Origin of the sequence: Sphingomonas sp. (assembly GCF_965200105.1) — a bacterium.
Classification (GTDB): Bacteria; Pseudomonadota; Alphaproteobacteria; order Sphingomonadales; family Sphingomonadaceae; genus Solisphingomonas.
Map to the genome: position 1 here is coordinate 2,233,454 of NZ_CBDATN010000002.1, position 26,302 is coordinate 2,259,755.

General features: G+C 64.4%; 27 protein-coding genes, 1 tRNA gene and 5 pseudogenes. 21 read left to right on the forward strand and 12 right to left on the reverse strand.

All coding sequences use genetic code 11. The features are described from left to right. Positions 1 to 9: 9 nt before the first annotated feature. Complete coding sequence (locus tag ACOFKX_RS12450; protein WP_419827282.1) at positions 10 to 627, forward strand: hypothetical protein; 618 nt, start codon at positions 10 to 12, stop codon at positions 625 to 627. A gap of 10 nt (positions 628 to 637) precedes the next feature. Here the strand turns inward: ACOFKX_RS12450 and mmsB are convergent, their stop codons facing one another. The 4 genes from mmsB to ACOFKX_RS12470 form a co-directional block, all read right to left on the reverse strand. Next, positions 638 to 1,531: a 3-hydroxyisobutyrate dehydrogenase gene (gene mmsB, locus ACOFKX_RS12455; protein ID WP_419827283.1), complete on the reverse strand. Its 894-nt coding sequence runs from the start codon at positions 1,529 to 1,531 to the stop codon at positions 638 to 640. Positions 1,532 to 1,633: 102 nt separating this feature from the next. Next, a complete protein-coding gene (locus tag ACOFKX_RS12460; protein ID WP_419827284.1) occupies positions 1,634 to 2,410 on the reverse strand; it encodes an enoyl-CoA hydratase-related protein in 777 nt (258 codons plus the stop codon). Further along, positions 2,407 to 3,552 (reverse strand): acyl-CoA dehydrogenase family protein, encoded by a 1,146-nt coding sequence (locus tag ACOFKX_RS12465; RefSeq protein WP_419827285.1) that lies wholly within the window; start codon positions 3,550 to 3,552, stop codon positions 2,407 to 2,409. Before ACOFKX_RS12465 ends, ACOFKX_RS12460 begins: the two co-directional genes overlap by 4 nt. Before the next feature lie 115 nt (positions 3,553 to 3,667). Next, positions 3,668 to 5,179 carry a CoA-acylating methylmalonate-semialdehyde dehydrogenase gene (locus ACOFKX_RS12470; protein ID WP_419827427.1) on the reverse strand — a complete coding sequence of 504 codons (1,512 nt, stop codon included), beginning with the start codon at positions 5,177 to 5,179 and terminating at the stop codon, positions 3,668 to 3,670. A gap of 129 nt (positions 5,180 to 5,308) precedes the next feature. On the opposite strand from ACOFKX_RS12470, the gene ACOFKX_RS12475 reads away from it, so the two are divergent. After that, positions 5,309 to 6,223, forward strand: a complete 915-nt coding sequence (locus ACOFKX_RS12475) for a LysR family transcriptional regulator (protein ID WP_419827286.1) — start codon at positions 5,309 to 5,311, stop codon at positions 6,221 to 6,223. An 83-nt stretch (positions 6,224 to 6,306) separates the two neighbouring features. Here the strand turns inward: ACOFKX_RS12475 and ACOFKX_RS12480 are convergent. The 3 genes and pseudogenes from ACOFKX_RS12480 to ACOFKX_RS12490 all read right to left on the reverse strand — a co-directional run. Further along, positions 6,307 to 6,810 (reverse strand): annotated as a pseudogene (locus ACOFKX_RS12480) (aldo/keto reductase); the annotation flags it as partial. Continuing rightward, positions 6,752 to 7,678, reverse strand: a pseudogene (locus ACOFKX_RS12485) (DUF3987 domain-containing protein); the annotation flags it as partial. The pseudogenes ACOFKX_RS12480 and ACOFKX_RS12485, both read right to left, overlap by 59 nt. Before the next feature lie 137 nt (positions 7,679 to 7,815). After that, positions 7,816 to 7,995, reverse strand: a complete 180-nt coding sequence (locus ACOFKX_RS12490; protein WP_419827287.1) for a helix-turn-helix domain-containing protein — start codon at positions 7,993 to 7,995, stop codon at positions 7,816 to 7,818. A gap of 139 nt (positions 7,996 to 8,134) precedes the next feature. Here ACOFKX_RS12490 and ACOFKX_RS12495 point away from each other — a divergent pair, with 139 nt between their 5' ends. The 4 genes from ACOFKX_RS12495 to ACOFKX_RS12510 all read left to right on the forward strand — a co-directional run bounded on the left by ACOFKX_RS12495 (position 8,135) and on the right by ACOFKX_RS12510 (position 11,754). After that, positions 8,135 to 8,791 (forward strand): hypothetical protein, encoded by a 657-nt coding sequence (locus tag ACOFKX_RS12495; protein WP_419827288.1) that lies wholly within the window; start codon positions 8,135 to 8,137, stop codon positions 8,789 to 8,791. Beyond that, entirely contained in the window at positions 8,788 to 9,951 is a 1,164-nt protein-coding gene (locus ACOFKX_RS12500) for a tyrosine-type recombinase/integrase (protein WP_419827289.1), read from the forward strand. The genes ACOFKX_RS12495 and ACOFKX_RS12500 overlap by 4 nt, the downstream gene beginning before the upstream one ends. Before the next feature lie 70 nt (positions 9,952 to 10,021). Next, positions 10,022 to 10,111: transfer RNA gene (locus tag ACOFKX_RS12505), tRNA-Ser, on the forward strand. Positions 10,112 to 10,209: 98 nt separating this feature from the next. Next, positions 10,210 to 11,754, forward strand: coding sequence for a DUF6538 domain-containing protein (locus ACOFKX_RS12510; RefSeq protein ID WP_419827290.1), 1,545 nt, complete (start codon positions 10,210 to 10,212; stop codon positions 11,752 to 11,754). A 219-nt stretch (positions 11,755 to 11,973) separates the two neighbouring features. Here ACOFKX_RS12510 and ACOFKX_RS12515 read toward each other — a convergent pair whose 3' ends face one another. Continuing rightward, positions 11,974 to 12,822, reverse strand: coding sequence for a hypothetical protein (locus tag ACOFKX_RS12515; RefSeq protein WP_419827291.1), 849 nt, complete (start codon positions 12,820 to 12,822; stop codon positions 11,974 to 11,976). Between the two features lie 156 nt (positions 12,823 to 12,978). Between ACOFKX_RS12515 and ACOFKX_RS12520 the strand changes: the two genes are divergently transcribed. From ACOFKX_RS12520 to ACOFKX_RS12540, 5 genes and pseudogenes are all read left to right on the forward strand, one after another. Beyond that, complete coding sequence (locus ACOFKX_RS12520) at positions 12,979 to 13,563, forward strand: YrrC family ATP-dependent DNA helicase (RefSeq protein WP_419827292.1); 585 nt, start codon at positions 12,979 to 12,981, stop codon at positions 13,561 to 13,563. Positions 13,564 to 13,879: 316 nt separating this feature from the next. After that, positions 13,880 to 14,530: a hypothetical protein gene (locus tag ACOFKX_RS12525; protein ID WP_419827293.1), complete on the forward strand. Its 651-nt coding sequence runs from the start codon at positions 13,880 to 13,882 to the stop codon at positions 14,528 to 14,530. 370 nt (positions 14,531 to 14,900) lie between these two features. Continuing rightward, positions 14,901 to 15,002: a DUF3606 domain-containing protein gene (locus tag ACOFKX_RS12530; protein ID WP_419827294.1), complete on the forward strand. Its 102-nt coding sequence runs from the start codon at positions 14,901 to 14,903 to the stop codon at positions 15,000 to 15,002. Positions 15,003 to 15,346: 344 nt separating this feature from the next. Further along, positions 15,347 to 16,612 (forward strand): AAA family ATPase, encoded by a 1,266-nt coding sequence (locus ACOFKX_RS12535; RefSeq protein ID WP_419827295.1) that lies wholly within the window; start codon positions 15,347 to 15,349, stop codon positions 16,610 to 16,612. Between the two features lie 184 nt (positions 16,613 to 16,796). Next, positions 16,797 to 17,153, forward strand: a pseudogene (locus ACOFKX_RS12540) (transposase); the annotation flags it as partial. Here ACOFKX_RS12540 and ACOFKX_RS12545 read toward each other — a convergent pair. Beyond that, positions 17,142 to 17,333: pseudogene (locus tag ACOFKX_RS12545) on the reverse strand (IS630 family transposase); the annotation flags it as partial. The pseudogenes ACOFKX_RS12540 and ACOFKX_RS12545 overlap by 12 nt on opposite strands. A 119-nt stretch (positions 17,334 to 17,452) precedes the next feature. Here ACOFKX_RS12545 and ACOFKX_RS12550 point away from each other — a divergent pair. The 4 genes from ACOFKX_RS12550 to ACOFKX_RS12565 all read left to right on the forward strand — a co-directional run bounded on the left by ACOFKX_RS12550 (position 17,453) and on the right by ACOFKX_RS12565 (position 19,488). Continuing rightward, positions 17,453 to 17,581, forward strand: a complete 129-nt coding sequence (locus ACOFKX_RS12550; RefSeq protein WP_419827296.1) for a hypothetical protein — start codon at positions 17,453 to 17,455, stop codon at positions 17,579 to 17,581. A 92-nt stretch (positions 17,582 to 17,673) separates the two neighbouring features. Further along, entirely contained in the window at positions 17,674 to 18,360 is a 687-nt protein-coding gene (locus ACOFKX_RS12555; protein ID WP_419827297.1) for a hypothetical protein, read from the forward strand. Positions 18,361 to 18,476: 116 nt separating this feature from the next. Beyond that, positions 18,477 to 18,812: a DUF3768 domain-containing protein gene (locus ACOFKX_RS12560; protein WP_419827298.1), complete on the forward strand. Its 336-nt coding sequence runs from the start codon at positions 18,477 to 18,479 to the stop codon at positions 18,810 to 18,812. 1 nt (position 18,813) lies between these two features. Beyond that, on the forward strand, positions 18,814 to 19,488 hold the full coding sequence (locus ACOFKX_RS12565; RefSeq protein WP_419827299.1) for a hypothetical protein: 675 nt from the start codon (positions 18,814 to 18,816) through the stop codon (positions 19,486 to 19,488). A gap of 8 nt (positions 19,489 to 19,496) precedes the next feature. Here the strand turns inward: ACOFKX_RS12565 and ACOFKX_RS12570 are convergent, their stop codons facing one another. Continuing rightward, positions 19,497 to 19,760 carry a helix-turn-helix domain-containing protein gene (locus ACOFKX_RS12570; protein WP_419827300.1) on the reverse strand — a complete coding sequence of 88 codons (264 nt, stop codon included), beginning with the start codon at positions 19,758 to 19,760 and terminating at the stop codon, positions 19,497 to 19,499. Here ACOFKX_RS12570 and ACOFKX_RS12575 point away from each other — a divergent pair. The 3 genes from ACOFKX_RS12575 to ACOFKX_RS12585 all read left to right on the forward strand — a co-directional run bounded on the left by ACOFKX_RS12575 (position 19,741) and on the right by ACOFKX_RS12585 (position 22,166). Beyond that, positions 19,741 to 20,295 carry a hypothetical protein gene (locus tag ACOFKX_RS12575; RefSeq protein ID WP_419827301.1) on the forward strand — a complete coding sequence of 185 codons (555 nt, stop codon included), beginning with the start codon at positions 19,741 to 19,743 and terminating at the stop codon, positions 20,293 to 20,295. The genes ACOFKX_RS12570 and ACOFKX_RS12575 overlap by 20 nt on opposite strands. Positions 20,296 to 20,583: 288 nt before the next feature. Further along, positions 20,584 to 21,936 carry a hypothetical protein gene (locus tag ACOFKX_RS12580; RefSeq protein ID WP_419827302.1) on the forward strand — a complete coding sequence of 451 codons (1,353 nt, stop codon included), beginning with the start codon at positions 20,584 to 20,586 and terminating at the stop codon, positions 21,934 to 21,936. A 20-nt stretch (positions 21,937 to 21,956) separates the two neighbouring features. Further along, a complete protein-coding gene (locus ACOFKX_RS12585) occupies positions 21,957 to 22,166 on the forward strand; it encodes a DUF6508 domain-containing protein (protein WP_419827303.1) in 210 nt (69 codons plus the stop codon). Here ACOFKX_RS12585 and ACOFKX_RS12590 read toward each other — a convergent pair. Continuing rightward, a pseudogene (locus tag ACOFKX_RS12590) lies at positions 22,149 to 23,227 on the reverse strand (IS630 family transposase). The gene ACOFKX_RS12585 and the pseudogene ACOFKX_RS12590 overlap by 18 nt on opposite strands. Before the next feature lie 17 nt (positions 23,228 to 23,244). On the opposite strand from ACOFKX_RS12590, the gene ACOFKX_RS12595 reads away from it, so the two are divergent. Together ACOFKX_RS12595 and ACOFKX_RS12600 are read left to right on the forward strand one after the other, a co-directional pair. After that, on the forward strand, positions 23,245 to 23,583 hold the full coding sequence (locus tag ACOFKX_RS12595; protein ID WP_419827304.1) for a DUF6508 domain-containing protein: 339 nt from the start codon (positions 23,245 to 23,247) through the stop codon (positions 23,581 to 23,583). 130 nt (positions 23,584 to 23,713) lie between these two features. Further along, positions 23,714 to 24,343, forward strand: a complete 630-nt coding sequence (locus ACOFKX_RS12600; RefSeq protein ID WP_419827305.1) for a hypothetical protein — start codon at positions 23,714 to 23,716, stop codon at positions 24,341 to 24,343. A 37-nt stretch (positions 24,344 to 24,380) separates the two neighbouring features. On the opposite strand, the gene ACOFKX_RS12605 is transcribed toward ACOFKX_RS12600, so the two are convergent. Beyond that, complete coding sequence (locus tag ACOFKX_RS12605; protein WP_419827306.1) at positions 24,381 to 25,367, reverse strand: hypothetical protein; 987 nt, start codon at positions 25,365 to 25,367, stop codon at positions 24,381 to 24,383. 208 nt (positions 25,368 to 25,575) lie between these two features. Between ACOFKX_RS12605 and ACOFKX_RS12610 the strand changes: the two genes are divergently transcribed. Further along, entirely contained in the window at positions 25,576 to 26,217 is a 642-nt protein-coding gene (locus ACOFKX_RS12610; protein WP_419827307.1) for a hypothetical protein, read from the forward strand. Positions 26,218 to 26,302: the final 85 nt, after the last annotated feature.

Below are 26,302 nucleotides of genomic sequence, written 5' to 3' on the forward strand. Positions count from 1 at the left end.
GCGGAAGCGATGCGGATCTTCCTGCTCCCCGTCCTCGCGCTCCTCACGGCACCCGCCATCGCGCAGGCGCCACCCGCCGCCTCGCTGCAGGGCGGGCCGGACTTCATCAGTCCGATGGGCCAGCCCTTCCGCTCGCACGATCAGCTTCCCGGCGCCGAGCACTGGTTCGAGCAGGCGGACACGGATCATGACGGGCGCCTCACCGCCGCCGAGATGCGCGCCGACGCTGATCGCTTCTTCAAGATGCTCGACACCGATCACGACGACGAGCTCGGCCCCGACGAGATCAGCCACTACGAAACCGAGGTCGCGCCCGAGATTGCGGTGGCCAGCACCTACGGCGATCCCAACCTCGCCAAGACGGACGATAGCGGCAACGTCACCCCGCCGCCCTATCCCACGCGGCTGGGCGCCGGCCGCTTCGGCTATCTCGACATGCCCGAGCCGGTGATCTCCGCTGATGCCAACATGGATCGCGCGGTCTCGCGGCAGGAGTTCGCGGCGGCGTCGGCACGGCGCCTGCGGATGCTGGATACGGACGGCGACGGCGCCCTCACGCGGGCGGAGCTGCCCAAGCTCTCGGCGGTGAAGGAGGATCGGCAGGATCGCGGAGGCGGGCCGCGCTGATCCCAGGACTCTACGGAGCGGTGGGCAGTGTCCCGTCCAGGAAGCCGATGATCGCGGAGAAGTCCCTCGCGCCGCCGCCGGTGTTGGCGAAAGCCTGGTAGAGGCTCTCCGCCGCCGATCCCATCGGCACCGCCGCGTCCGCCCCGTGCGCGGCGGCGATCGCGAGCTTCAGATCCTTGAGCATCAGCGCGGCGGCGAACCCGCCCTCGTAGCCGCGATCGGCCGGGCTCTCCGGGCCGACGCCCGGCAGCGGACAGTAGCTCGTCAGCGACCAGCTCTGCCCCGAGGCCTTCGACGCGATGTCGTAGAAGCGCTGCGGATCGAGGCCCAGCCGCCTGGCCAGCGCCAGCGCCTCGCACGTCGCGATCATGGTCGCGCCCAGGACCATGTTGTTGCAGATCTTGGCGGCTTGGCCCGATCCGGCCTCGCCGGCGTGAATCACCGCCTTGCCCATCGCCTGGAGGATCGGCTCGGCGCGGGCGAAGGCTTGCGAGGTGCCGCCGACCATGAAGGTGAGCGTGCCGCCTGCCGCCGCCGCGATCCCGCCGGACACGGGCGCGTCGACCATGGCGTGGCTTCGCGCCTCCGCGTCGGCGGCCACGGCCTTCGCGGTGGCGACGTCGATCGTGGAGCAATCGATCAGCAGCGTGCCCGCCGGCACCGCCCCGAACAGCTGGTCACGGTAGACGGCGGCGACGTGGCGGCCGGCCGGCAGCATCGTCACCACAGCCTCGGCACCGGCCACCGCCGCGCCCGCGTTCGCAGCCGCCGAGCAGCCGCCGGCGCAGGCGCGCGCCAGCGCGTCCTCCGCAAGGTCGAACGCCACCACCTCGTGCCCGCCCTTGACCAAGTTGAGCGCCATGCCGCCGCCCATGTTGCCGAGGCCGACGAAACCGATCTTCATGTCATATCTCCGTCACCCGAGCGCAGGCCGGGTGTCATGAGGCCGGGGGCCGCGTTCCCTATCGGGGGAATCCGGCCTTCGCCGGGTTGACGCGGCAGTGTGTCAGTGCCCCTTCCACTCGCCGGAACGCTTGGCGACGAAGGCGCTCATTCCCTCCCTCTTGTCCTCGGTGGCGCAAAGGCCGTTGAACAGCCGGCGCTCGTAGGCAAGCCCGGTGGCGAGCGTCGTCTCGAAGGTGGCGGCGACCGCCTCCTTGTTGGCGATGATCGCGAGGGGAGGCATCGCGGCGATCGCGTTCGCCGTCTTGAACGCTTCGTCCAGAAGCTGGTCGGCGGGCACGACGCGGCTGGCGAGGCCCGAGCGTTCCGCCTCTTCCGCACCCATCATGCGGCCGGTGAGACACATCTCCATCGCCTTGGATTTGCCGACCGCGAGCGTGAGCCGCTGCGATCCGCCCATGCCGGGGAGGACGCCGAGCTTGATCTCGGGCTGGCCGAACTTGGCGGTGTCGGCGGCGATGATGATGTCGCACATCATCGCCACCTCGCAGCCGCCGCCCAGCGCGAAGCCCGCCACCGCCGCGATCATCGGCTTCCTCGTGCGCGCGAACCGCTCCCAGCCGGCGAAGAAGTTCTCGCCGTACATCTGGGCGAAACCCTTCTCTTCCATCTCCTTGATGTCGGCGCCGGCGGCGAACGCCTTCTCGCTGCCCGTCACGATCATGCAATGCTGCGTCGGATCGGCGTCGAACGCGTGCGTCGCCGCGATCATATCGGCGAGAACCTGGGTGTTCAGCGCGTTGAGCGCCTGCGGCCGGTTGATCGTCAACAGCGTGACGGCGCCGCGCGCCTCGATCAGGATGGTCTCGTAGTGGCTCATTGCCTCATCATCTCCCTGGCGACGATCATGCGCATCACCTCGTTGGTGCCTTCGAGGATGCGGTGGACGCGGAGGTCGCGCCAGAAACGCTCCACCGGATAATCCTGGAGGTAGCCATAGCCCCCGTGCATCTGGAGCGCGCGATCCACCACGCTCGATCCGGTGTCGGTGGCGAGCCGCTTGGCCATGGCGGCGAACTTGGTGCGATCGGGCGCCTTCGCCGTCACCTTGGCGGCGGCGAGGTAGAGCAGCGCGCGCGCCGCCTCCAGCTCGGTCGCCATGTCGGCGAGCACGAACTGGGTGTTCTGGAAGTCGATGATGCGCTGGCCGAACTGGCGGCGCTCGGTGGTGTAGGCCTGCGCGTCGTCGATGCAGCGTTGCGCGCCGCCCAACGAGCAGGCGCCGATGTTGAGCCGCCCGCCGTCGAGCCCGGACATGGCGATCGAGAAGCCCTGGCCCTCGGCGCCGACGAGGTTTTCCGCCGGCACGCGGACCTCGTCGAAATTGACCTGCGCGGTGGGCTGCGAGTGCCAGCCGAGCTTCCTCTCGGGCGCGCCGAAGGAGACGCCGGGCATGTCCTTCTCAATCACCAGGCAGGAGATGCCCCTGGGTCCATCCTGCCCGGTGCGGGCCATGACGACGTAGATTTCGTTGCTCCCGCCGCCCGAGATGAACGCCTTGGAGCCCGAGACGACGTAGGTATCGCCGTCCCTGACCGCACGCGTCTTGAGGGCGGAGGCATCGGAGCCCGAGCCGGGTTCAGTGAGGCAGTAGGAGCCGATGCGATCGCACGTCACCATCGAAGGCAGGAACTTGGCCTTCACCGCGTCCGAGCCGTAGGTGTCGATCATCCACGACGCCATGTTGTGGATCGAGACGAAGGCGCTGGTGGAGGGGCAGCCATAGGCCATCGCTTCCATGACGAGCGCCGCCTCCAGCCGACCGAGGCCGATGCCGCCCGACGCTTCGGACACGTAGAGCGCGCCGAAGCCGAGGTCGGCCGCGGCCTTGACGACGTCCCGCGGGAAGATGTGCTTCTCGTCCCACTCGGCGGCGTGCGGCGTGATCGCGTCGGCCGTGAAGCGCCGGGCGAGATCCTGGATCTCGCGCTGGTCGTCGGTGAGTTCGAACTGGGTCGTCATATTTCCCCCTTCGTCATGTCGGACTTGATCCGGCATACAGGGCCTCAGGCGCGGTGCTCAAAGCCACGGATGCTGACTCTCGTCAGCCTGACGGATGGGTGAGGTACGTCCATCCTCACCCCATCGTCGGGATGACGAAGCTGTCGCCCAGACGCGCCGGGCCGCCGTCCTCGCTGCCGCGCGGCAGGTCGAAGCCGCCGTCGGGCCAACGCGCGGTGACGGTCTTCACCTTGGTCCAGAACCGGACGCCCTCCATGCCATGCTGGTTGTGATCGCCGAAGCCCGAGCGCTTCCAGCCGCCGAACGAGTGGTACGCCACCGGCACCGGGATCGGCACGTTGATGCCGACCATGCCGACGTTCACCCGGCTCGCGAACTCGCGCGCGGCGTTGCCGTTGCGCGTGAAGATGGCGACGCCGTTACCATATTGGTGCGCACTTGGCAGCTCCACCGCTTCGTCGAACGTCTTCGCGCGGACGATCTGGAGGACCGGGCCGAAGATCTCCTCCTTGTAAGTGGTCATCTCTGTGGTGACGCGATCGAACAACGTCGGGCCGACGAAGAAGCCGTCCCCGTGGCCTTGCAGCTTGAACCCGCGCCCATCGATCAGCAGCTCGGCGCCCTCGTCGACGCCCATCTGGATATAGCCCTCGATCTTCTGCTTGTGCGCGGCCGTTATCACCGGCCCGTAATGCGCGTCGGGATCGCTCGACACGCCGACGCGCAGCGCCTCGATCGCGGGGATGAGCTTGGCCTTCAGCCGCTCGGCGGTGTCCTCGCCTACCGGCACGACGACGGGCAGCGCCATGCAACGCTCGCCCGCTGATCCGAAGGCAGCGCCGCACAGGTCGTTCACCGTCTGGTCAAGATCGGCGTCGGGCATGACGATGCCGTGGTTCTTGGCGCCGCCCATCGCCTGCACGCGCTTCCCGGCCGCGGTGCCGCGCGAGTACACATAGTGCGCGATGTCGGACGATCCGACGAAGCTAACCGCCTTGATGTCGGGGTGGTCGAGGATCGCATCGACCATCTCCTTGTCACCGTGGAGCACCTGGAGGATGCCGTCCGGCAGCCCGGCCTCGCTCATCAGTTCGGCGAGCCGCACCGGTACCGACGGATCGCGTTCGGAGGGCTTGAGGATGAAGGCGTTGCCCGTGGCGATGGCGGGGCCGAACATCCACATCGGGATCATCGCGGGAAAGTTAAACGGCGTGATGCCCGCGCAGATGCCGAGCGGCAAGCGCATGGTGTAGATGTCGATGCCAGGCCCGGCGCCCGTAGTATATTCGCCCTTCAGCGCGTGCGGGATGCCGCAGCAGAACTCGATCACCTCCAGCCCGCGCTGGATGTCGCCCTTGGCGTCGGCGACGACCTTGCCGTGCTCTGAGGCGAGCAGCTCGGCGAGGTTCTGCATGTTGGCCTCGATCAGCTCCTTGTAGCGGAACATGACGCGGGCGCGGCGCTGCGGATTGGTCGCCGCCCACGCGGGCTGCGCGGCGAGGGCGGCTTGCATCGCTTGGTCGAGCTCCGCCTTGCCGCCCAGCGCGACGCGACGCTGCACCTGGCCGGCGCTCGGATCGAAGATGTCGGCGGTGCGCGCGGGCTCGCCTCCGGCCTCTCTGGCGATGCGGTGGCGGACAAGGGTGGCGGCATCGGTCACGAGCGGCTCTCCATTTGGTCTCGCGGATTTCAACCCTTGGACGGGCGGGTTCAACCCCGCCTTCCCGCATGGCTATCCTGCGTTTACGCAGGCCGGGTGACGAGAGGCATTGCGACGTCTGGCCTGAACTGGGACGATCTGCGCGTCTTCCTGGCGATCGCGCGCGGCGGATCGCTCACGGCGGCGGCGAGACGTGTTGGGCAGGATGCGACGACGGTGGCGCGGCGGCTCCAGCGGCTGGAGGCGGCGCTCGGCGCGACGCTGTTCGAGCAGGGGCTCGCGGGCCATGTCGCCACCGAAGCAGGCCAAGCGCTCCTTGCGCATGCCGAGATCATGGAGTCGGGGGCGCAGGCGATCGCGGAGTCGCTTGACGCGGAGGGCGGCCTCGGCGGCTCGATCCGGGTGAGCGTGTCGGAGGGGTTCGGCACCTTCTTCGTGGCACCCCGGCTTGGCGGCTTCGCCGCCGCCCATCCCAGCGTCGCGATCGACCTCATCGCCGCGACGGGCTTCCTCAACCCGTCGCGGCGCGAGGCGGATGTGGCGATCATGCTGGCGCGGCCGCGCGGCGGCCCGGTGATCGCGGCCAAGCTCACCGACTATCGGCTGGGCGCCTACGCCTCCCTCCGCGCCATCGAGGCGGAGGGGCCGATCGCGGACGTGGCGATGCTCGGGCGGCGCCGGCTGATCGGCTACGTGCCCGACCTTATCTACGCGCCCGAGCTGCGCTACCTCGCTGAGGTGGACGAACGGCTGGCGCCGTCGCTGCGCAGTTCCAGCATCGCCGCGCAGGCGCGGCTGATCGCGAGCGGTGCGGGATGCGGGATACTGCCCTGCTTCATCGGCGATGCGACGCCCAACCTCGTCCGTGTGCTGCGGAGAGAAGTCGCAATCGAGCGCAGCTTCTGGCTGGTCGTCCACCGAGACCGGCGGCACGTCGCGCGGATCGCGCGCTTCATCGCCTGGCTTCGCGGCGAAGTGGCGGCCGCTAAGCCGCTGCTGCTGGGTGCTTGACTGCGGCGTCCGCCACACTTGCGAGGCGCGTCCCCGTCGCGGACAGGACCGCTCGGAAAAGTGGGGCGCGAGCTGCGCGTGGCTCAGCTCTCCGGCAGCCGACCGGTCTCCTTCAGCGTCCGGCGCGCGCCGCCCTGACGCTCGAACATCCAGTCCGGATATTCGCGCGCCAGCGCACTCGCTTCGGCCAACGCCCCAAGCTCCGCCTCGTCCAGCGTCACGTCGACGGCGGCGAGGTTGTCCGCGAGCTGGTCGAGCCGCTTGGCGCCGACGATCACGCTGGTGACCACCGGCTGGTGGAGCAGCCACGCGAGCGCGACCTGCGCCACCGACACGCTCTTGCCCTGCGCGATCGGCCGCATCGCCGCCACCACCGCGTCGCCGCGTTCCGGGTCCAGGGGCGGGAAGTCGAAGGTCGTGCGGCGGCCGCCCTCCGTCTCGCCGCCGCCCGAATATTTGCCCGACAGGAAGCCGCCGGCGAGTGGGCTCCACACCATCAGCCCGACCTCCTCGGACGTCAGCATCGGCACGATCTCGCGCTCCAGCTCGCGCCCTGCCAGCGTGTAATAGGCCTGGAGCGAGGCCGGGCGGTGAAGCCCGGCACGCCTGCTTGGTGGTGGCGTGCTCCTGTTGCACTTGCTCGAAGCCGTCGGCCATCCGGTCCTCGGCGAAGCGCACGAGGTTGAAGGCCGCGTCCATGCTCGGCGACTTGGACGAGGACGGCGGCCCGACCTCAGCACACCATAGGATTGGCGGCTCCGACCACGCCGTACCGGCCTGGGGCCAGCGCACGTTGGCGATGGTGGCACCGACGCTGGCGAGTAGGGCTACCGCTACATAGTCCACCGGCGCGGACGCCCCCTTGGCCTTGCGCTCGCACCACCCAGCCCAAGGGCCGAGCAGGTGGAGAGGGAAGGCCGGCGGCGAGCGCCGACCGGTGCCGAGCAGACTCAGGTCGGGATCGGGCCAGGAACCAGACCCCTCTGTGCCGATAGTGCCGTTGGCGCCGTTAGGTTTGGCGCGATCACCGTGACGGTGGTCATCGGCGGCTGAGCCGAGGCGGGACACCTCGGCGGCGAAGTGCTGCGCCTTCATACGCGCGCCTCCTGATTTGAGTGGGGGTCTTGATGCAGGCACGGGCTGCTGCCGCTGGCGCTCGCGTTCCAACTGCTCGGTCAGATCACCGAGCAAGTTGAGGGCGGCACGGAATTCTGCCGCCGCGCACTTCATCGCGTACCGCATCCCCGGATCGTCGCGCAGGAACGCATAGTCGCCGACCATGCTGGCCCGCATACTGACGCCGGCCATCAGCTCGGCGATGTGCGCCCGGAGCTTGTCCGGGTCGCCGTAGGCGTAATCGTTGGGATTGAGGGTGGGGGCGCTCATGCGCGCCTCCAGTTCTCGGGCAGTTCGTAGGCGTGAGCCGCGATGACTGCGGCGACGGCCGGGCTGCATTTCAGGCGCGCGGTGATCCGGCGCGCTTGAAGGTCAACGTGGTGTGGGTTATCTCTGAGATCGTCAGCCGCCAAGCAGACATTTCCCAGAGCCCTCGGCGTACCAGCGCCGGGGGTTCTGACGTTGTAGGCCATGATCTATGCGGCCTCCGTCATCGTGCTGACGGACATGCCGAGCAGCCGCTCGAACGGCGCCACCGGCACTCGGATCAAGCGACCAATCTTGATCGTGGGGATCTCGCCGCGCGCAGCTGCCTCGTAGGCAGTATTCCGGCTTACCCCGAGCCATTTGCCAGCTTCTTCAACGCTGATCGTCATTGCGCCAGTCCGTCCCAGTCCAATTCCGCTCATCATCCACGCTCCCAATTTGGCTTCGGGCCACGCATACAAATTGCTCCAATCCTTGACCGTCGCAAGCCATGCGACTACGTTTGCGAAGACAAATTCGGGAGCGATTATGCCAGGGAAGCGCGGGCGTCCGCCGACAGGGGCGATCTCAGGAAAAGCATCTGTATTCACCACTCGTATTCGCCCTGATCTAAGGGCAAAGCTCGATGAGGCAGCGAAAAAGTCCGGCCACTCTCTATCTCAGGAAGTCGAAATCAGACTTAGTGATAGCTTTACCGAAGAAGGTCGCATGGAAGACGTCTTTGGCAGCCCAGAGAATTACTATCTTATGAGGATAGTCGCGGCTTCCATGCAAGATACTCGAATTCCATATAAAAAGTCTGATAATTGGAGGACTGATCCGGACCTTTTTGATGCAGTGGTACGGGTCGTCAACAATGTTCTTGAAGCATTGCGTCCGGGACCACCAAGAATAAGAACGAACAAGGATGAGGTTATTTTTGAATGGCTTGTTAGGCAGATACCGATAGCAGTTTGGCAAACTATACAACAAGCCAACCCATCGCTGCCTATCAGCGAAGGTACGCACGCTGAGCATGTTGTAGCGAAGCTGAAGCGGAAGTTGGGTAGCATCGTAGATGATGCGCTGGAGAAAGCTCGTGCGCAGATGCCGGAAGAAGATGAATGGAGGCGGCGCGCTGACGCTGCATTGACTAAAGATTTAACTGAATTTGAGGCCAGCAAGTCGAAGAAGAGGGTGCCATGAAAGGCCACATCCGCGAGCGCTCGCCAGGAAACTGGGCGATCATTCTCGATGTCCGCGACCAGGAAACTGGAAAGCGCAAGCGAAAGTGGCATTCTTTCAAGGGGACGAAGCGAGCAGCGCAGAAAGAGTGCGCGCGGCTCATCACCGAAATCCAGAACGGCGGCTATGTGGAGCCGAACAAGATCCTGATAAGCGACCTGCTGTTGCGCTGGATTGACCATGCGAAATCGCAGGTGACGCCCAAGACGCACGAGCGTTACACCGAGGTGGTCAAGAAAAACCTGATCCCCGCGCTGGGTGGAGTGCATCTCACCAAGCTGCGGCCGGCTCAGATTTCTGCAGCGTACATCAAGGCCCTTGCGAGCGGGCGTCGTGACGGCAAGGGCGGTCTCGCACCCGCGACGGTCGTCCTTATGCACCGCCTGCTCAAGAAGGCTCTCAAGCAGGCTGTCCGGTGGGAGCTGACGGCTCGCAACCCGGCTGAAGCCGTCGACCCGCCTGTGGTCGAGCCTAAGGCGATGAGCACCTACGACCTCGATCAAACAATCGCTCTCCTGGATAACCTGGAGAAATCCCGACTGCTGATCCCAGTGATGATCGCTGTCCTCTGTGGGCTGCGGCGTGGTGAGATCATCGCGCTCCGCTGGCGGCACATCGACATGGCGAACGGCCGTCTGACCGTCTCGGAGAGCATCGAGCAGACCAGAGAGGGCGTTCGCACTAAGCTGCCCAAGTCGGGCAAGGGCCGGGTAGTCACGTTGCCCGCAATGCTCACCGCTCGTCTTCGCCTGTTTCGTGTTCAGCAGTCCGAGGAGCTGCTGGCGATCGGCGTGCGCCAGACCGCAGCGACCTTCCTCTACACCCGGGAGGATGGCGAGCCGATCCAGCCCCGTACCCTGACCCAGGCCTGGCGCAAGCTTGCGGCATCGAGCGACTTGCCCAAAATCCGGTTGCACGATCTCAGACATGCCCATGCGACCCACATGCTCGCGAAGGGTGTGCACCCGAAGGTGGCATCCGAGCGGCTTGGGCACTCGCGTGTCGGCATAACCATGGACCTCTACAGCCACGTGCTGCCGGGCATGCAGGAAGAGGCCGTCGCCCGCGTTGACGAGGCCCTATCGCAGGCGCTAGAGAAGCGTCCGCGGAGCATTGGGTAGCAATCCGGTAGCAAGCAGGGTTTACAACCGACCTGCAAAAGCGCCGATTTTGCAATGATCTCAAGGCTTTGGAGAGGTGGCAGAGCGGTTGAATGCACCGCACTCGAAATGCGGCATGCCTGCAAGGGCATCGGGGGTTCGAATCCCCCCCTCTCCGCCAGTCTTGCTAAAAGCTCAATCATTACGCTAAGTTGCTGACCCGCAACGGTTTCGTACGGCCCGTCTGGTACAAAACGGGTGGTACAAATGCCTCTGGCGATGGCCCGTCCCTTCAAGCATCACAATGGCGTCTACTACGCCCGCAAGGGCGTCCCGGCACACCTGCGCCCACTTGTCGGCAAGTGGACGGAGATGGTGAGCCTTGGCACCAAGGATCCCGAGGAGGCGCGGCGTCGCCACCCCAAGGCGATTCGCGAGATCGAGGCGCGGTGGGCGGCGCTCGAAGCAGGTCCCATAAGCTTGAGCGAGCGGGAAGCACACGAACTCGCCGCGCCGGCCTGCGACCGTTGGATCGCGCTCCATCGCGATAACCCGAGCACGAATTTCTGGCGGACGGAGCTGTTCCCGCGCTTGTGGCTGAGGCGTCGGGTCGGGTTATGGGGGCGCTCAGACGTTGTCCATCAGGTTCTTCACGGTGCGTACGCCGACCGCGGCGAAGATGAGATGGAAGCGTGCTGCCTCAAGCAAGCCGACGTACTCATTAAAATGAAGGGGCTGCAGCTCGACGAGGACGGGCGCCGTGTGCTCGCCAAGGCCGTCTCTGCGGCCATTCAACGGGCGAGCCTGACGCTGGAGCGATACGCGCTCGGCGATATAAGTGAAGAAGCCTTTGAGACGCGGGTGCAGCCCACCGCGCGGACGATAGCGCCACCAAAAACGACGAAGGTGTCGACTGTCGCTTTCGACGACCTCGTGAACGGCTGGTCGGCCGAACGGAAGCCGGCCGAGAAGACGCTCTACGACTGGACGCGCGTCATGGCGCAGCTCGGTGATTTTGTTGGCCATCGCGACGCAGGCAAAATCACAGGCGAGAATTTGGTTGCCTGGAAGGACAGTCTCGTCGCGTCCGGCTTGGCCGCTAAAACAATCCGCGAGAGCCGCTTGGCACCCGTACGAGCCATCCTAAGGTGGGGCGTCGATAACCGTCGGCTTGCGGAGAACGCCGCCGAGCGCATCACGATTAGTGTCAAACAAAAGCCGGGTCAGGGTAAGCGTGGTTTCAAGGACGTCGAAGCCGCTCAGATCTTGGAGGCGGCTGCCGCCGAGCGCGATCCGGTTAAGCGGTGGGTGCCGCTGGTATGCGCCTACTCGGGCGCGCGCCTATCGGAAGTGTGCCAGCTCCGCGTGGATGACATCGGCGAGGATGAAGGCATCGCCGTGATGCGCTTTACGGCCGAAGCGGGCTCGCTCAAGAACGTCGGGTCCGAGCGGACCGTGCCCCTGCACTCCGCGATCATTGCAGCGGGGTTCCTGGAATTCGTTCGCAGTCGGAAGGCTGGGCCATTGTTTCCAGAGCTCCCGCCGGACAAATTCGGCAAGCGCGGCGGTAATGGAACTAAGATCCTCGGCCGATGGGTGCGCGGCCTTGGGCTAACGGACCTGCGGCTCGCGCCAAATCACTCGTGGCGCCATCGATTCAAGACGCTAGCGCGTAACTACAGCTTAGCTGGGGATGTGACCGATGCCATCACCGGACATGCACACCGCTCGGTCGGGGATCAATATGGCGATTACGACGTGCGGGCCATGAAGAGGGAACTTGAGAAAATCCCTCATCTTTTGCTGAACCCATTGAACGGTTAGGCGTTCGTAGGCTTTCGTCTCCGCCACTCATGTGGCCTAAGTTACTGTTATGGCATTCAAAATTGGAACGACTGGGGCAGCCAACCCACGTTGCGCCCCCCATTTCGAAACGGCTTGTACCGGACTTTATCGGACGTTGTGGTCTCGCGCGCGCGAGGGCGAAACTCGCTGGTCGCTATCATCGCCAACGCCGATATCGTTGAGAGCCACTCTGGTAGCTCAGCCGGAGTGAGGACCCATTCGGCGACGGTCATGCTCAATGGCGAACACATGACTGTAAAGGTTGGCCACCCAGCTCCGCCCCTCGACCGTTAGATCGAGAAAGCGGACTGCATCCCCGATGACCGGCTCGATCTTGCCCCAGAAGAACGCCGGGTACCGCTCCGCAAGGTCGGCTGGGCCGGCGTAGCCAAGCTGGTGGTCGAAGCCGACCTCGGCAAACTCATAAAATAGCGCGTTCAGTTTGCGCGGGTAGAGCGGATCGCCGAGTTGCCCGATCAGGTCCGCCGCGCGCATCAGGCCGGCTTCGGTCCCAGTTTCGCGGTGCTCATCGTCCGCGGGCACGGGGAAACGGGTCAACTCGATGGCCCGCATCACCCGCTGCGCATCGACGAGATCATGCGTGCCGAAGCGCTCCTGCACCGCCAGCTTCGAGCGTTCGATGTGGTAGGGCGCCAACGCCGCGTCCGAGGCGCCGCGCGGCAGACCGATGGTCGTGCCCTGCGCGTCGATGACGAAGGCGTTCGCCCGGTCACCTGAGCAGACACCGCGCACGTAGCCGATGTCGTGATACAGGGCCGCCAGGATCATATGCAGCCAATCCTCCGGCGTGATGCCCTTGTCGAGGAACCGGCCGCGCAGGATGTCCTGAGCCACGAGGGTGACGAGGGCGGTGTGGTCGCCATCGTGGTAAAGCGCATCGCTGCCGACGATGCGCTCGATGGTCAGACGTGCGGATGCCTCGATCACCTCGGCGAAACGTGGTTCACGACTGCCGAAGGTGCGCTGGTAGGTGAGCGCGAGGTGCTCGCCCAACGCGTCGGCCAGCATCTTCGTCACGTCGAACATGACTGGTCTCTCACAAATCGAGCAAACGACCACACAATCTGCTGTGTCGATCAGCATCATGACATCAAGTGAGCGGCGGCCCATATTGAGCAAAGCGCCCGGCGAAATGTCGGGGCGTCAGACTCCGGGGCGGGCTCGTAGGATCTCATAGCCGTCGTGGCTGCGCGCGCATTCCCCGGCTCGGCCGGTCCCGAGATCGAGGCGCTGGCCGGTACCATTGAGCGCGTCACCTTCCACAGCACCGAGACCGGCTTCTGCGTGCTTAAGGTCCAGGCTCGGGGCAAGCGCGACCTCGTGCCGGTGATCGGTCATGCCCCCGCCATCGCGGCCGGCGAGTGGATCACCGCCACCGGCATTTGGCACACGGATCGCCAGCACGGCGTGCAGTTCAAGGCTGATACCCTCAAGGTCACGCCGCCCACCGGGGTGGAGGGCATCGAGAAGTACCTCGCCTTCGGCCACATGCGCGGCATCAGCTCGGCCATGGCCAAGCGCATCGTCGCGGCGTTCGGCGAGGGCACGTTTGAGATCATCGAAGCCGAGCCAAAGCGGCTGCCCGAGGTCGCCGGCATCGGCCCGAAGCGTGCCGCTCGCATCATCGCCGGCTGGGCCGAGCAGAAGGCCGTGCGCGAGATCATGCTGTTCCTGCACGCCCACGGCGTCGGCACAGCGCGGGCGGTGCAGATCTTTAAGACCTATGAGCACAATTCGATCAGCGTCACGACCGACGATCCATATTAACGGACGCAACACTTGCGGCATCGGCTTCAAGACTGCTGACGCCATCGTGGTGCGGCTCGGCCTCGAATCATCCGCGTTACCGTGGCTACGGGTGGCCGTTCTTAGGCGCTACAGACTGGGACCGGCGGTGGGCATTGAGACCTCCCGGTATTCGAACAGGAGATCGTCGGCGACAAAGCCTGCGCCCTCCCGTGATCATGCCGCTACCTCACCCAGAAGCGTTGATGTTTGGGGTAGCGGCGCTCGCTTGTTGGGGTACGCTCACCCCTCGCAATAGGGGAAGCTGATGCTCTCAGAAGCCTTCAGGGATCGCGTCTTGAACGACCTGCTGCCGGCATTTTGCAACGACCCTAAGCGCGGTTACGATATTGCCGGGTTCCAACAAAAAAGCCTCAAGCCTATACAAAACGTTGATGCTGAAAATTTCATAAAGGGCCTTGATGCCGGCCTCGTGCAAGTTGATGGAAATATGTACCGAGCAAGACGAAGTAGCGCTCGCGAACAGCTATTTACAGAAGGATGGAAATCGAATACGCCGAGGCGCATAACTGTTTGGGCCGAGTCTGTCATCATCATAGCAACGCTGGCGCGACTGCATTTTTCCTATTCCTGGCCCGCAGATCTCTTAGGGACGCAATCGAGAGATGGCGCCTTTGACATAATGACATTTGTTCCGCCAGATTTCGCAAACGAGTTCATAGCGTGCGAGGTAAAGAAATCGACTAGAGAACTGGCAAAACTTATACAATGGATGAATGAATTTGGCGCCGAACCATCACGCAAGTTCAAGAATGACGCGGAGGAAAACGCCTTCAACAAGGTTGTGGGGCTCCGTTTGCGGCACGCTCCGATCTTTTGGGCAGTAGGTCCTGGCGGCACCGGCACGGTATTCAAAGTTTCCTACACAGAGGATGGGCAAGTAAATTTCGAAGAAGCACCCCTGACAGTGCTTCAATACGCTTATTGAACTGCACTCCTGCAGTGCGGGGAACGAGCGGCGAGATGGCCGGTTACAGGCGTTAAAAATCGGTTGGTTAAGTTCTGACGCATAATAGAGCCAGACCCAGTAGAACGTAGGATACCACCCCGCGAGGTCAGCCGGGCCGGCGTGGCCAAGCTAGTCCACAACGCCGTCCTTTGCGAAATTATAAGACAGCGCGTTCAGCTTGCGCTGCTAAAGGGATCGCACAGTTGCTCGGTTAGGTTCGTCGCCATGTTTTTGTCGGACCACAGCTCACTACTCAAAATGATCCCCCATGGCTGGCCTCAAGGACAAGCGTAGCTTCATCGGTAAGGACCGACTCGATCTGGCGGAACGCAAAGCTGTCGAGTTCTAAATGAAGCGGTGTGTCGTCACGCCGGAGCAGCTTACGACGGCACATCGCAAGGTCGGTCGAATGACGAAAGACCTCGCCGCCGAGTTAGGCAAAAAGAGTTAGGGGCGCGCTCGCCTCAACGGGACAGCTCGTCAGATGACATCGTCGATGGTGAGGCCGTCGCACCTTTGATCGTGTTCGGACCAGTGCCCCGGACTTTTGGTTGGTCCGGAGCGCCATCGCCTGCGTAGCTGGCCTGCAGTTGCTCGTTGTGAATGATTTCTCGCTCAGACCCCGCTGGCTCGCCCCAATGCGCGAAATCGCGCTGCTGGTGCCTCTCTCAGCCACCACGGCGTAGAAAATGCCTTGGGTAGGCTGAATGCCCATCTGCGAACGTATGGTTCCCGTGTACATAGGCAGCCGCCGAGTGTTAAATTCGCATATCACTCCATCATCTTAGAGCGACCATGCCGCTTTTGTTCCCCAGACGCTTTAGGCCGGACGAAGTATTCACACCTCGATCTCCAAGCGTTAATCAGGAAATGTATGTTAATCGTACAGATCTTGAGCGCTCTTTGTCTAATGCCATTAAGGGATCGAAAAATATAATCGTATCTGGTGAGAGCGGGAGCGGAAAGACGTGGCTTTATAAAAACGTATTTGAGACAGAAGGGGTGACCTTCGAGTCCGTGAATCTTTCGAATGCGTCCTTGAAAGGATCGCTTGATGCCGCTTTTAAAGACAAAAACGATAGGCTTGGCGAAGAATTAGTCGTAGAGATCACCAAGACGGGCAACGCGAAGGTTGCGCCGTCGGGAATAGGTGTCGAAAAAGGAGGTTCTGAAAAACGGACTATTGGCCAAAAAGGGCCGTTCGAGACTTTACTTGCTAACATCAGGGCAAAATCAAGGAAGGGCGGCAAAGCCATCCTTGTTTATGAAAATTTCGAACAGATTATTGATAACGAACAGGTGCTGCGCTCTGTATCAGACACAATTATTTTGCTTGATGACGACGATCTATCTCAGTACGATGTCAAACTCTGCTTAGTTGGAGTCCCAAACGACATCAAGCAGTATTTATCGAGAGCATCAAAGAATATAACAACAATTGCAAATCGTATAGTAGAGGTGCCTGAAGTCGCAAGGTTGTCTCTTGGAGAAGCGAAATCTCTGTTGCGTAGAGGATTCGAGGAGAAATTGAGGTACAATTTCTCGTTAGACGCCGAAGATTTTTATAAGAATGCTTGCTGGAAAACCGACCGAATCGCACAGCATATTCATGAATATGGTCTCTCAATTGCACATGCGGCGCAGGAGAACGGAAAAATAATTGATGACGCCGTTATCGCAAAGGCTGAGGCTGAATGGTTGTCCCAAACTCTCAGCGCCGACTATGCGACAATTGAGAACAAAATGAATGCACGCGACACAAAGGCCGGCAGACGCAATCAGGTACTATATAGTCTCGGACAATGCGATCAAGAAAACTTTAAATACACCGACATCGAACGAATTGTAAGATCCGAGTTTGCAAAAAATACAAGAGAAGTTAGTTTAAATATTGCAGGAAATCTCTCGGAATTGTCGACCGGTGACAAACCTATAATCAGACGAACTCCGAAAGGAGACGCATATCGTTTTACCAGCCCAAAATACCGTATGTGCCTAAGAACAATGCTTAGAAAAGCCGCGGACGAAAGGGTTGAAAAAATTGCGCAAGGGGAGATTTGACATTTTCCAGCGGGCGCCTTGAGATACTGTAGTATTTGTACCATTCGGGTATACTCCGGCGTTACATCAGTCCGTAGGCTCAGAGATGTCACGTCAGGGTGAGCTAGCCCATTCGCCGTTACGCCTTCGACCCCAGGCCTAGAGGATGTTATGAACCGCTAGGTTGGTGTGGCGTTGTTAGCTGATGAGCCTGGATCGCCGCGCCTATGCGTCTGACGTGTCCGATGAGGAATGGGCGCTGGTGGCGCCGTATCTGGCGTTGTTGTGGGAGAGTTCGGGTCTGCGTGACCACGAATTGCGGGAGGTGTTCAACGGGTTGCGGTTCATCGTAAAGACGGGGGCGCCGTGGCGGTTCATGCCGCACGACCTGCCGCCGTGGGCGGCGGTGTATCAACAGACACAGCGCTGGCTGGCTGCGGAGTGCTTCACCGATGTGTCCGGGGACCTACGGGCGGTTCTGCGGATGGCGGGGGACCGGGAGCCGGAGCCGTCGGCGGTGATCCTGGACCGCAGGACGCTGCGGTCCTCGCCCGAGAGCGGCAGCGGCCGAGCGCGAGCCGCCCGCATAGATCGCCGACAAAGCCAGCACGCGCCGTGTTTGAGCGGAATCACGGGCGCACCTGGCCAAGGTGCGCAAACCGGTAGCGTCAAAATCCGACTGCAGCGGTACGGTAGCAGCCATGACATCCTCCTCGGGCTCCAAACCCGAAGACAGAACCACCCCTCAGCCGCTGATGCTACCCCGCAAGTCCCGCTTACAGAAGGTTGGTATAATTCCATGAAAATCCGAGATAAACATTAAGTAGCAAGTCGTCCGACAACGTTATTAGGAATATATTCTTGACATCGGCCGACGATACGGTCATGCTGACGGTGTCAGTCGGCGAACCGGTGCGCCGCAGCGGTGGCGACTGGCGTGCAGCAAAAGAGGCTTTCCGTGACTGGAACAGCACGACCATGGTGGCGTGAGCCGCCCCCGCGACCGGACCAACGCACCCGCTCAACCGCACCTCCTCGGAAGGCCCCCATCACGGGGGCCTTCGTCGTTTCAGGAGCCTTCCATGACCGCTAAACCTGCCGCCCGAACCACCCCACCGGCGTTCGTCGGCGAAACTCCGTTCGCCCCGCAACAACCTTCGCTCGTGTTGTTCGGCCGCGACGGTGCCGGCCGTCCCCGTGCAGCTTGGTTTGCCGACGCCGACGCCGAGGCAGCCAGCGCCGCCGCCGGGATTATGCGGCTGCGCGCCCTGCCGCTCACCGACGAGCCCGGCCGAGATCTCGCCGGACAGCTCGCCCGTGGACGCGTGCTGCCCAGCGGCCGAGCGCATGTGCCGTTCGCCAAGCGCGATCTCGTCGCTCGCATCATCGCTCTGGCGGGCGACGAGATCGGTCTCAGCGTCGCCGTAGGCGGGGAGACCGGGACCGCCGGCAACACCGGCCGCGCGGGGCTTGGCATCTTCACGGGCCCGGTCCCGGCGAGCACGCCTGCCGACCCGCCCGAGAAACCGACCGCTCCCCGCCCTGGTGATCGGGCGTTCGTCGGCTGCCCGCACCCAGGCAGCCGGGAAGAGATTGGACTGGGCAGCGTCGTTCTCGCTCACGAAGGGCCCGAGGACGGCTGGTTTGAAGCCGAGGTCATCGGAGTCAACGGCCCGGTGTTCGCCCTGCGCTGGCAGGGCTGGCCCACGGACCCCACGATCCTGCGCAAGGCCGGCGAACTCGCCCTCCTGCCCCCCGGCGAGGCTTAGGATCACCGCCCGCTACGCCATGCCCGGGGCGGCCCTTTCCGCCCCGGCGACCCTAAACGCGGGGCCCTCGCACGACAGCCCCGCCACAAACCGCGCCCCCATCCTCCGAGGTTTCCATGACCGCCGTCCTCGACGCGGACCGCGTCCGCGCGCTCAACGACACCCTCCGCCGCACCCTGTCCGGCGGCACCCTCGTGCTCACCGCTGGCGTCGTCGCGCTCGGCCGCGAGTGCCAACGGAGTATCCTCGACGGGGTCGCCGCCCACGACCGGTTCGATGCTGACGATGGCCCGCACGGCGAGCATGACTTCGGCGCGGTCGAGGCGGCCGGCGAGCGGGTGTTCTGGAAGATCGATTACTTCGACCGCACCGGGCGCTCCGCTTCTCCGGACCCGGCCGACAGCAGCGTCACGCGCCGCATGCTCACCGTCATGCTCGCCAGGGAGTATTGAGGTGGCCGGCTGCGCCGACACCCCACCCGATGGCGCCGCGCCCCCGGCGGGCGGGTCACCGACCCGGCGGCGCCTATTCGCGCTGCTGGGCGGCTTGCCGATGTTGGGAGTGCAGGCCGCGAGGGGCGAGCGATACCGGCCCGGTGCAGCCTATGTCGGCCCCGGCGCCAACCCGATGCCGCAACTGTTCGCCGAACTTCAGGCGCTGCTCGGCCGGCATGACGTCGCGCTGGCGGCGTGCGACCGCGTCGAGGCGGCGCTGTTGGCCGAGGTCGGGTACCCACGCGTGCGGCTGCCCCGCGGCGCCGACGGAACGCCTCGTTACGCGGCCGACGCCGCGACCATCGCCGAAACCGTACCGCCGGGCCGCCGTCGGGATCGCCTGCGGTGGGTTCTCCGGTGCCGGCAACGGCGCTGGGACGCCGCGGCCTGTCGGACCGGCTTCACCTCTGCTCAGGTGGACGAGGCCGCCCTCGACGGGGCCGTCCTCGACGCCAGCGACGCCCTCCTGACCACGCCGGCCTGGACTCGCCAGGCGGTGGTGCTGAAGCTGCTTGTCCTGCTCACCACGCAGGAGCCCGGGCCGTCCGCGTGCGAGACGTCGCCGTGGCGGGAGCTGCGACTGATCCTCCTGGATCTCCGCGGCCTCGCGACAACTGACCAGGCCGTGCGATGACCGCCCGGCTACGACGCGCGCTTGCGACCGGCCGGCAACGGCATCGGCCGCGGGGCATCGGGGTCTGGCTCGGTCAACAGGATCGCGACCGGCACAGACAGGGCGGTCGCCATCGCCTCCAACGTCGTGATGGTAACGTTCTCCGAGCCGCGCTCGACCCGCCCGACGTAGGCCCGGTCAATCCCGGCCGCGAGCGCCAACCGCTCCTGCGAGAGGCCGCGCTCGACCCGCAGCCGCCGTAGGTTCCAGCCGATGATCGTCCGCGCGTTCATCACGCGACAGGACCCGATCCACGGCTTGACAATCGACGGACCGACAGTCCCTCAATTCCATAGCTTCGGGGTGTTGAGCGGTGCGCTCGCGCCCGGGACCATCACCCGTTCCACGAAACAGCAGGAGCTTATGGAACTCATGAACGAAACCGACGGACTATCACTCTGGCCGATCCTCGGGATCGCCGTGGTCGCGGCCGTCGCCGCCTGGGACCTGGCCAAGCGCAAAGGCCTGAACAAGCGCCGCTGGGCGGCGACGTGCTTCTTCTTCGCCCCTGCACTGATCGGCTTGGCCCTGGCCAAGTCGCAGCAGCGCCCCGGCGACACGCAGGCGTTCCGCAACCGCTGGACCTCGCTCGCCGCCTACGATCCCGAGATCAAGGCGGCGGTCGACAGGCTCGGGGCGCTCGGACCGGCAGCCGTGGAGCGGTTCCGCATGGCCTACGGCGATGTGCAGACGAAGGAGGCGATCCCCCTCATCGTCGCCGACATCGAACGGCGCTGGGCCGCAGGCGACCGCCTCAAGGGCAAGTGAGCCGCCACCACTCCGCTCTGCGCTTCGGTCGCGCGGTGGCGATGCCGCCCCGCGCGGCCCGATCCATTCCGTCAAGCTTTGCAGATTGCCATGACAGACGCACGCCGCTTCCCCGCCGATAGGGCCTTTGCGCCCGCCGTCCCCGCGTGTCCGGGGGTAGGCCGTCTCGATGCCCTGCACCTCGACCGAGCGAGGCCGTTCCATCGATCCGGCTGGCTCGTCGGACTCGCCCTCGGAGCCATCCTCGCGGGCCACGATGGCGCCCGGGCGCAGGCCGGGGCGGTCGCGATGACGCCGCCGAGCTGCGAGGTCTACCAGCGCGAGCGCCCCCGCGGCGGCTTCCGCGAGCAGCTCTCCACGCTGTTCGGCTTGTCGATCTATCGCTGGGACGAGGCCGACTACGCCCGCTACCGGGCCCTACTGCTCGACTGCAAGCGCACCCTGCCGGACTTCGGCGCCGACATGACCGGGCCGCAGTGGCAGGACGTTGTTGAGAAGAGCGTGGCGGACATCAAGTCTTACACCGGCTACGTCAACCGGCTGGGCGAGCCGATGGCCGGTCAGCGCGGCCCGCGACCGGGGCGCGGCGAGCCCGACCCCACATTCGCGTTCGAGGCGGTGTCCTGCGACCGCTTCAGCCAAGCGACCATCGGGGCCTGGGGCCGCGGCGGTGCGCCGGGCTACGGACCGGAGGCGCCATTCGGTGTTCCGGTGGCGGCGTGGGCCTACGAGGTGTGGCGGGCCTTCGAGAACCGGGTGATCGCTTGCGGTCGGCAGTTCGGCTCGCCCGCTGAGGCCGATGCGGACTGGATGCGCGCGGTCGTCGTCGGCATGGAGGGACGAGCGGCGAGCGACATCCGGCAGGCCCGGCAAGACGCAGGTACTCGCGCCACGAAGGTGGCCAGCATTCTGGCGCGGCTGGCCGAGGCGGAGCGGCTGACCGGGGCGGACGATCTCGTGGCCACGCTTCAGACGTCTGAGGCGCTCGCGGCATCCGGCCCGAAGCTGACGCGGGCAGACGAGGAGCAGGTCGCGGCGATGCGGGAGCGTGTCACCGCCCGGCTTCGAATGGCGCGCACGGCGGAGGCTGCGGCATGGGAGCAACGCCGGCCGGCTCGAGAGGCGCGGGCGCGGGCGCAGGAAACGGAACTGGCCGATCTACAGCGGCAGAACCGCGAGCGCGGGGCGGAGGCGGCGGGCGAGCGCGAGCGGGCCGCGCGGATCGAGGCGGAGCGGCAGGCGGGGGCCCGGGCGCAGGCCGAGCGGCAGGCGTTGGAGGCCGAAGCGCAGCGCAAGCGTGACGACACCCAGCGCGTCGTGGACCGGCAGGCGCGTGAAAAGGTCGAGGCCGAGCAGGCGGCCCAAGCCCGGCGCGAGGATCAGGCACGGCTGGCAAGCGACCCCTGCAACCAAGTCGCGATGCGCCGGCAGATGATGGAGGCAGCCAACGCGACGGACCGGGCACGCTATGGTGGGAATCGGCTACTCGACCTGACGGACGGGCGCACGTTGCCGGAGGCTACCGCAACGCGTTCCTGCCTGTACGTGGCGGACTGGTCGTCGGGCCGGCGTGGGCTCGTGACGATCACGGTGCGCAAGAACTCGTTCGGTGACGACCTGATCGAGGTTCGGCCGTACTGAGGCTACGGGCGGGGGGACGCATGAGGTCGAAGCGTCAGCGCGCCCGGTTCGCGGCCCTCATCCAGCACATCCCCGCGTTCGCCGATCCTGCCACTCCAGTGGGCGCGTGGCACCAGCCGGAGTCTGAGCCTGGCTGCTTCTCGGTGGCGTCGTTCCTGCTGAATGCGAATGCCGAACGGTTTGTCGAGGACTGCTACGCGCACGGCTGGGTGCTAGTGGTGCGAGTCTAACACTTGGTGCCCGCGCTTCGCGGCCTGGATGATGCGATCCGGGTCGGCGGTCCAGACGAAGGGCTTCGGGTCGCCGTTGCTCTCGGCGATGAAGCGTTTGATGGCGGCCTGCACCTCGATCAGCGATCCGAACACGCCGCGTCGGAGCCGGCGTTTTGCGAGCTTGGCGAAGAAGCCCTCGACGGCATTGAGCCACGAGGCTGAGGTCGGGGTGAAGTGGAAGGTCCAGCGCTGGGTGGCGGCCGAGCCAAGCACGGACCTTCGGGTGCTTGTGGACGGCATAGTTGTCCAGGATCGCGTGGACGATCTTGCCCTCCGGAACCGCCGCTTCGACCGCGTTGAGGAAGCGGATGAACTCCTGATGTCGGTGGCGCTGCATGCAGCGGCCGATCACCTTGCCCTCCAGCACGTCCAGAGCGGCAAACAGGGTCGTCGTCCCGTGGCGCTTGTAGTCGTGGGTGCGCGTCGTCGGGTAGCCCGGCTTCATCGGCAACGGGGCCTGCGTGCGGGCGAGCGCCTGGATCTGCTCTTCTCGTCGACCGAGAGGACGACGGCATGAGCGGGCGGATCGACGTAGAGCCCGACGACGTCGCGCAATTTGGCGGCGAAGGCTGGGTCGGTGGAGAGCTTGAACTGCCGGACCCGATGCGGCTGTAGGCCGTGCCCCCGCCAGATCCGCTGCACCGACGAGACGCTGATGGCCGCGGCCTTGCTCATGGCGGCGGCCGTCCAATGCGTGGTCTCGCCGGGCGGATCTCCTTGCGTCAGAGCCACTACGCGCGCCGCCACCTCCGGCCCCAGCGGCGGGATGCGCGCCGGCCGCGTCTTGTCCCGAAGGAGTCCGTCGACGCCCTCCTGCGCGAAGCGGTCCTGCCAGCGCCAGACCACCGTCTTGGACACGCCTGCCTCACGCATGATCGCGTGCGTCCCGAGTCCATTGGCACTCAGCAGCGCGATGCGGCGCGCCAGACGTGCTTCTGCGACGTGTTTCGATCCGCAACGAGTGCTTCGAGCCGAAGGCGATCCGAGGTTGAGAGCGTGAAAGATATACCACTGCGCATCCCGCTAGACTCGCAGGATGGGCCTCAAACCGAAACCCCACACGGACTCAACCGTCAGGGCTCAACCACTAGAGAGGTTTGATTGGGCGGCTTGGGCACAAACCGAAGTGGCCCGGCGCCTGCGCGACCAGCCAGGCGCGCTCGCCAGCGCCAGTGAGCACCAGCTGGCCCAGCTGCTGACGGTCGCGATCCGTCACCGTTTTGTCGAGGGCGCCCAGCGATTTTGGTGGTTCGGTAAAGTAATTTTGTGCTTGCACACTGCCGGCTTGCTTGGAAGCTGCCACAAGACGGCGCGCGGTACTTGGCGCAGAGCTGCGCGTCTTCGGGCGTGCAAATGTTTAGGTGTGTCGAAATAGAGCCAATTGAGCACACCGGCTCGATGAGCAGCAGCTCACTGAGCATGACCCCCAGGAGAGCCCCCTCATTCCCCCAACCCCCTAAGGCTCACCCCCTCCAGAAGACCCAGGTATGACCCCAACCCCTCTGATGAACCTCTCCCGCAGTGATCAAATCAATCAACTGACGTGGGGCTACGGCCACATTGCCCTCGACCTCGTCGCCGCGGGCTGGTTTCCCTACCTTCTTGTCCTTAAGTTTCACCACCTCGGCGGGCGCCGGAACACGGTCATCGCCCAAATGCACCGCGAGGCCGAGCGGGCTCACCGCTGGCTTTGTGAGCGGGTGTGGCGCAACGCGAGCGCGCCGAGCCGCAGACCCTGGACTCCCCACTGGATCCTCGCCCCCGACTTCCCCGTCGCGAAGGGTGCGAAGGTCAGTGCCCGCTCCGCGCTGCATAATCTCGTGCCCAATGACGGGCTGCACCTGCAAGGACTTGCGGTGATGCCGCCGGGGGGCCGGCTCCGTGAGCCGCTGGATGAGCACTTGGGGCCATCGGGCGCCCGGTACTGCCCCCGGGGCGGACCTCTCCTGTCGCTCACCGCCACCCCCATAACGAGCGACCTCGGTTACGTGCACACCTACAACTTTAAAGCCCTAATGCGGGGCCGGGCGAGCTTCGACGACATTCTGATGCTCCCGCGGTCCTCATCCGAGCTCGACAGCAAGCCCAGGCCGGCTCAGGACCCCTGGCGTCACCCTGTTTTGGTGCGGGATTGAGGAGCGGGGGCAGCCTCGCCGCCCCAACCCGGGCTTATCAGTGGATTAACTGGGAACGTGCCGCGGGCCACTGGAACACGTGCTTGGCTCGCAGTCGCACCCACCCGTCATCCTGATCGTCGCCCTCATCCGACCCCTTGCACTCGATCCGCAGCACCGCTCGCTCGCCGTTTTTGAGACCGAGCAGCCAAGCTTGCATCTTCGCGGGCACCTCAATTTCGACCGTCGGCCGGCCGTTCGGATCCTCTCCCCGCTTCAGCACCAGCCCTTCGCCCGCTTCGGTATCAGCGCCCTCAAGCTGTAGCGAATCCTCCAAATCGACTTCGATTTCGCCCATGTCCTTGGGCTGCGCGTTCGAGTCATCGTCGAGTCCGTCCAAGCTCCAGTCCTGGGCCGGTGTTTTGGATGCCTTACCGCCCAGGTGCACAGGCTCATCATCGATCAAAAAGTCCGGATCGGGTCCCTTCGACGGGCTACGGTGGCGCTTCAACCGGGCCGCCTCTGTTTCGATGCTGATTTCGTACAGCTTCTCAATCCCACCATCTGCCTTAATCTGTTCGGCCACGATGTGAGCCGGCATTCCCATCTGCATGTAATCGCTCAAGCCAGCCGCGTACTTTCCGGTCCGTTTGCGCGCCGTGCCGCTTGTCGCGTTGAACACGTAGTTCATCACGTGCCGCAGGGCGTTTTTATGCTGTTTTGAAGCCTTGAACTTTCGCTTGCCGTCCTGGAAAAACCGCAGATCGTAAAATGCCTTGAAAGACTTGAAATCCATGCTGAAGTGCCGGGCGATTGCGTAGGCGTACTGCAATCCTTGATAGAGTTCATTTCGGAAGCTCTCGTGGGTTTTCTGGACCTGCTCCGCGCATTCGAACACAGCCGTCATCGGATTTTTGGCGACCCGGCGCTGCAGTTTGGAACTGTCGGGTGGAAATGCGCCGGTGTGGCTGTACGGGTGTTCGAGAATGCTGATCGTCATCCACTCGTCGTTCGCGTCCCGCCCGGCTTTCTGCTTCTTACCCATTAGCTTTGGTCCTTCTCTGTCCGTTTGTGCGCGAAAATCTCGTAACGAGAGTTTCAAGCGCCGCTTTTGTTGACCGTTCGATTGTCAATGGTCGCTGTCGTCCCCGCTGTTGATGAAAGACCGTATCGAGTCGTAGCCTGAGGCGGACCGGCAGCTCGGAATTGTCCGAGCGCGGGCCGGATCAGATGGATTTGTGGAGGCGGAGCGAATGAAGGCGGCCTGCGTGGGGTTTTACTGGACGCTACCGATCACTTGGGCCGACTTCCGCCGGCTACCCATCGATATCGAAGGTGCAGCCGGGGCCAGCCGCACGATTCGGTACCAGCGCGAACGAGTGCGTCAGTGGGCCCGGGATGAAGCGGTCAGCCTCGTCGGGGAGGTTGCCTTCATGGACGTGCGCACCGACCGGGCGACCCAGTTGGTGCGGGATGCCCTCGTTGATGCCCGCCGCCTCTGTGCCTACCAGCACGCGGTGCTTGCTTATGTCGCCTTCGAGGAACGCAACCTGTGGCGGAGCAATCCTCATCTGCGCCGCCAGGCCGAGGAACTTGGGCTCGAATTGGTTGCACTGTCACCCGATCCAATTACGGTCGACGGGCGTCGCTTCGACCCCATCGCGCATTTCAAGGCGTTTCGGGTGGCGGAACGGGAGCGGATGGGGGAGTTGCGCCGGGAAGCCTATGCGGGGCTCGAACGAGCGCTGTTGGCCTTCCCAGAGGGAGTTGGCCGCTGGGAAGCCGTTGCTGAGCGGTTAAACGGCACTGGGGTGCGCAGCCTCAAGGGTAGTGCTTGGACGCCGGAAAACGTGCGCAAGGTCGTAGGGCGTCACCGGGATGCCTTCGGTGCTTGAGACCGGCAGTAGCGCGGCCTCATATGGAGCCAGTTCCTTTGCCTAACTGGCTGTTGGCCCGGGCACGAGGGAAGTAGGTGTAGAA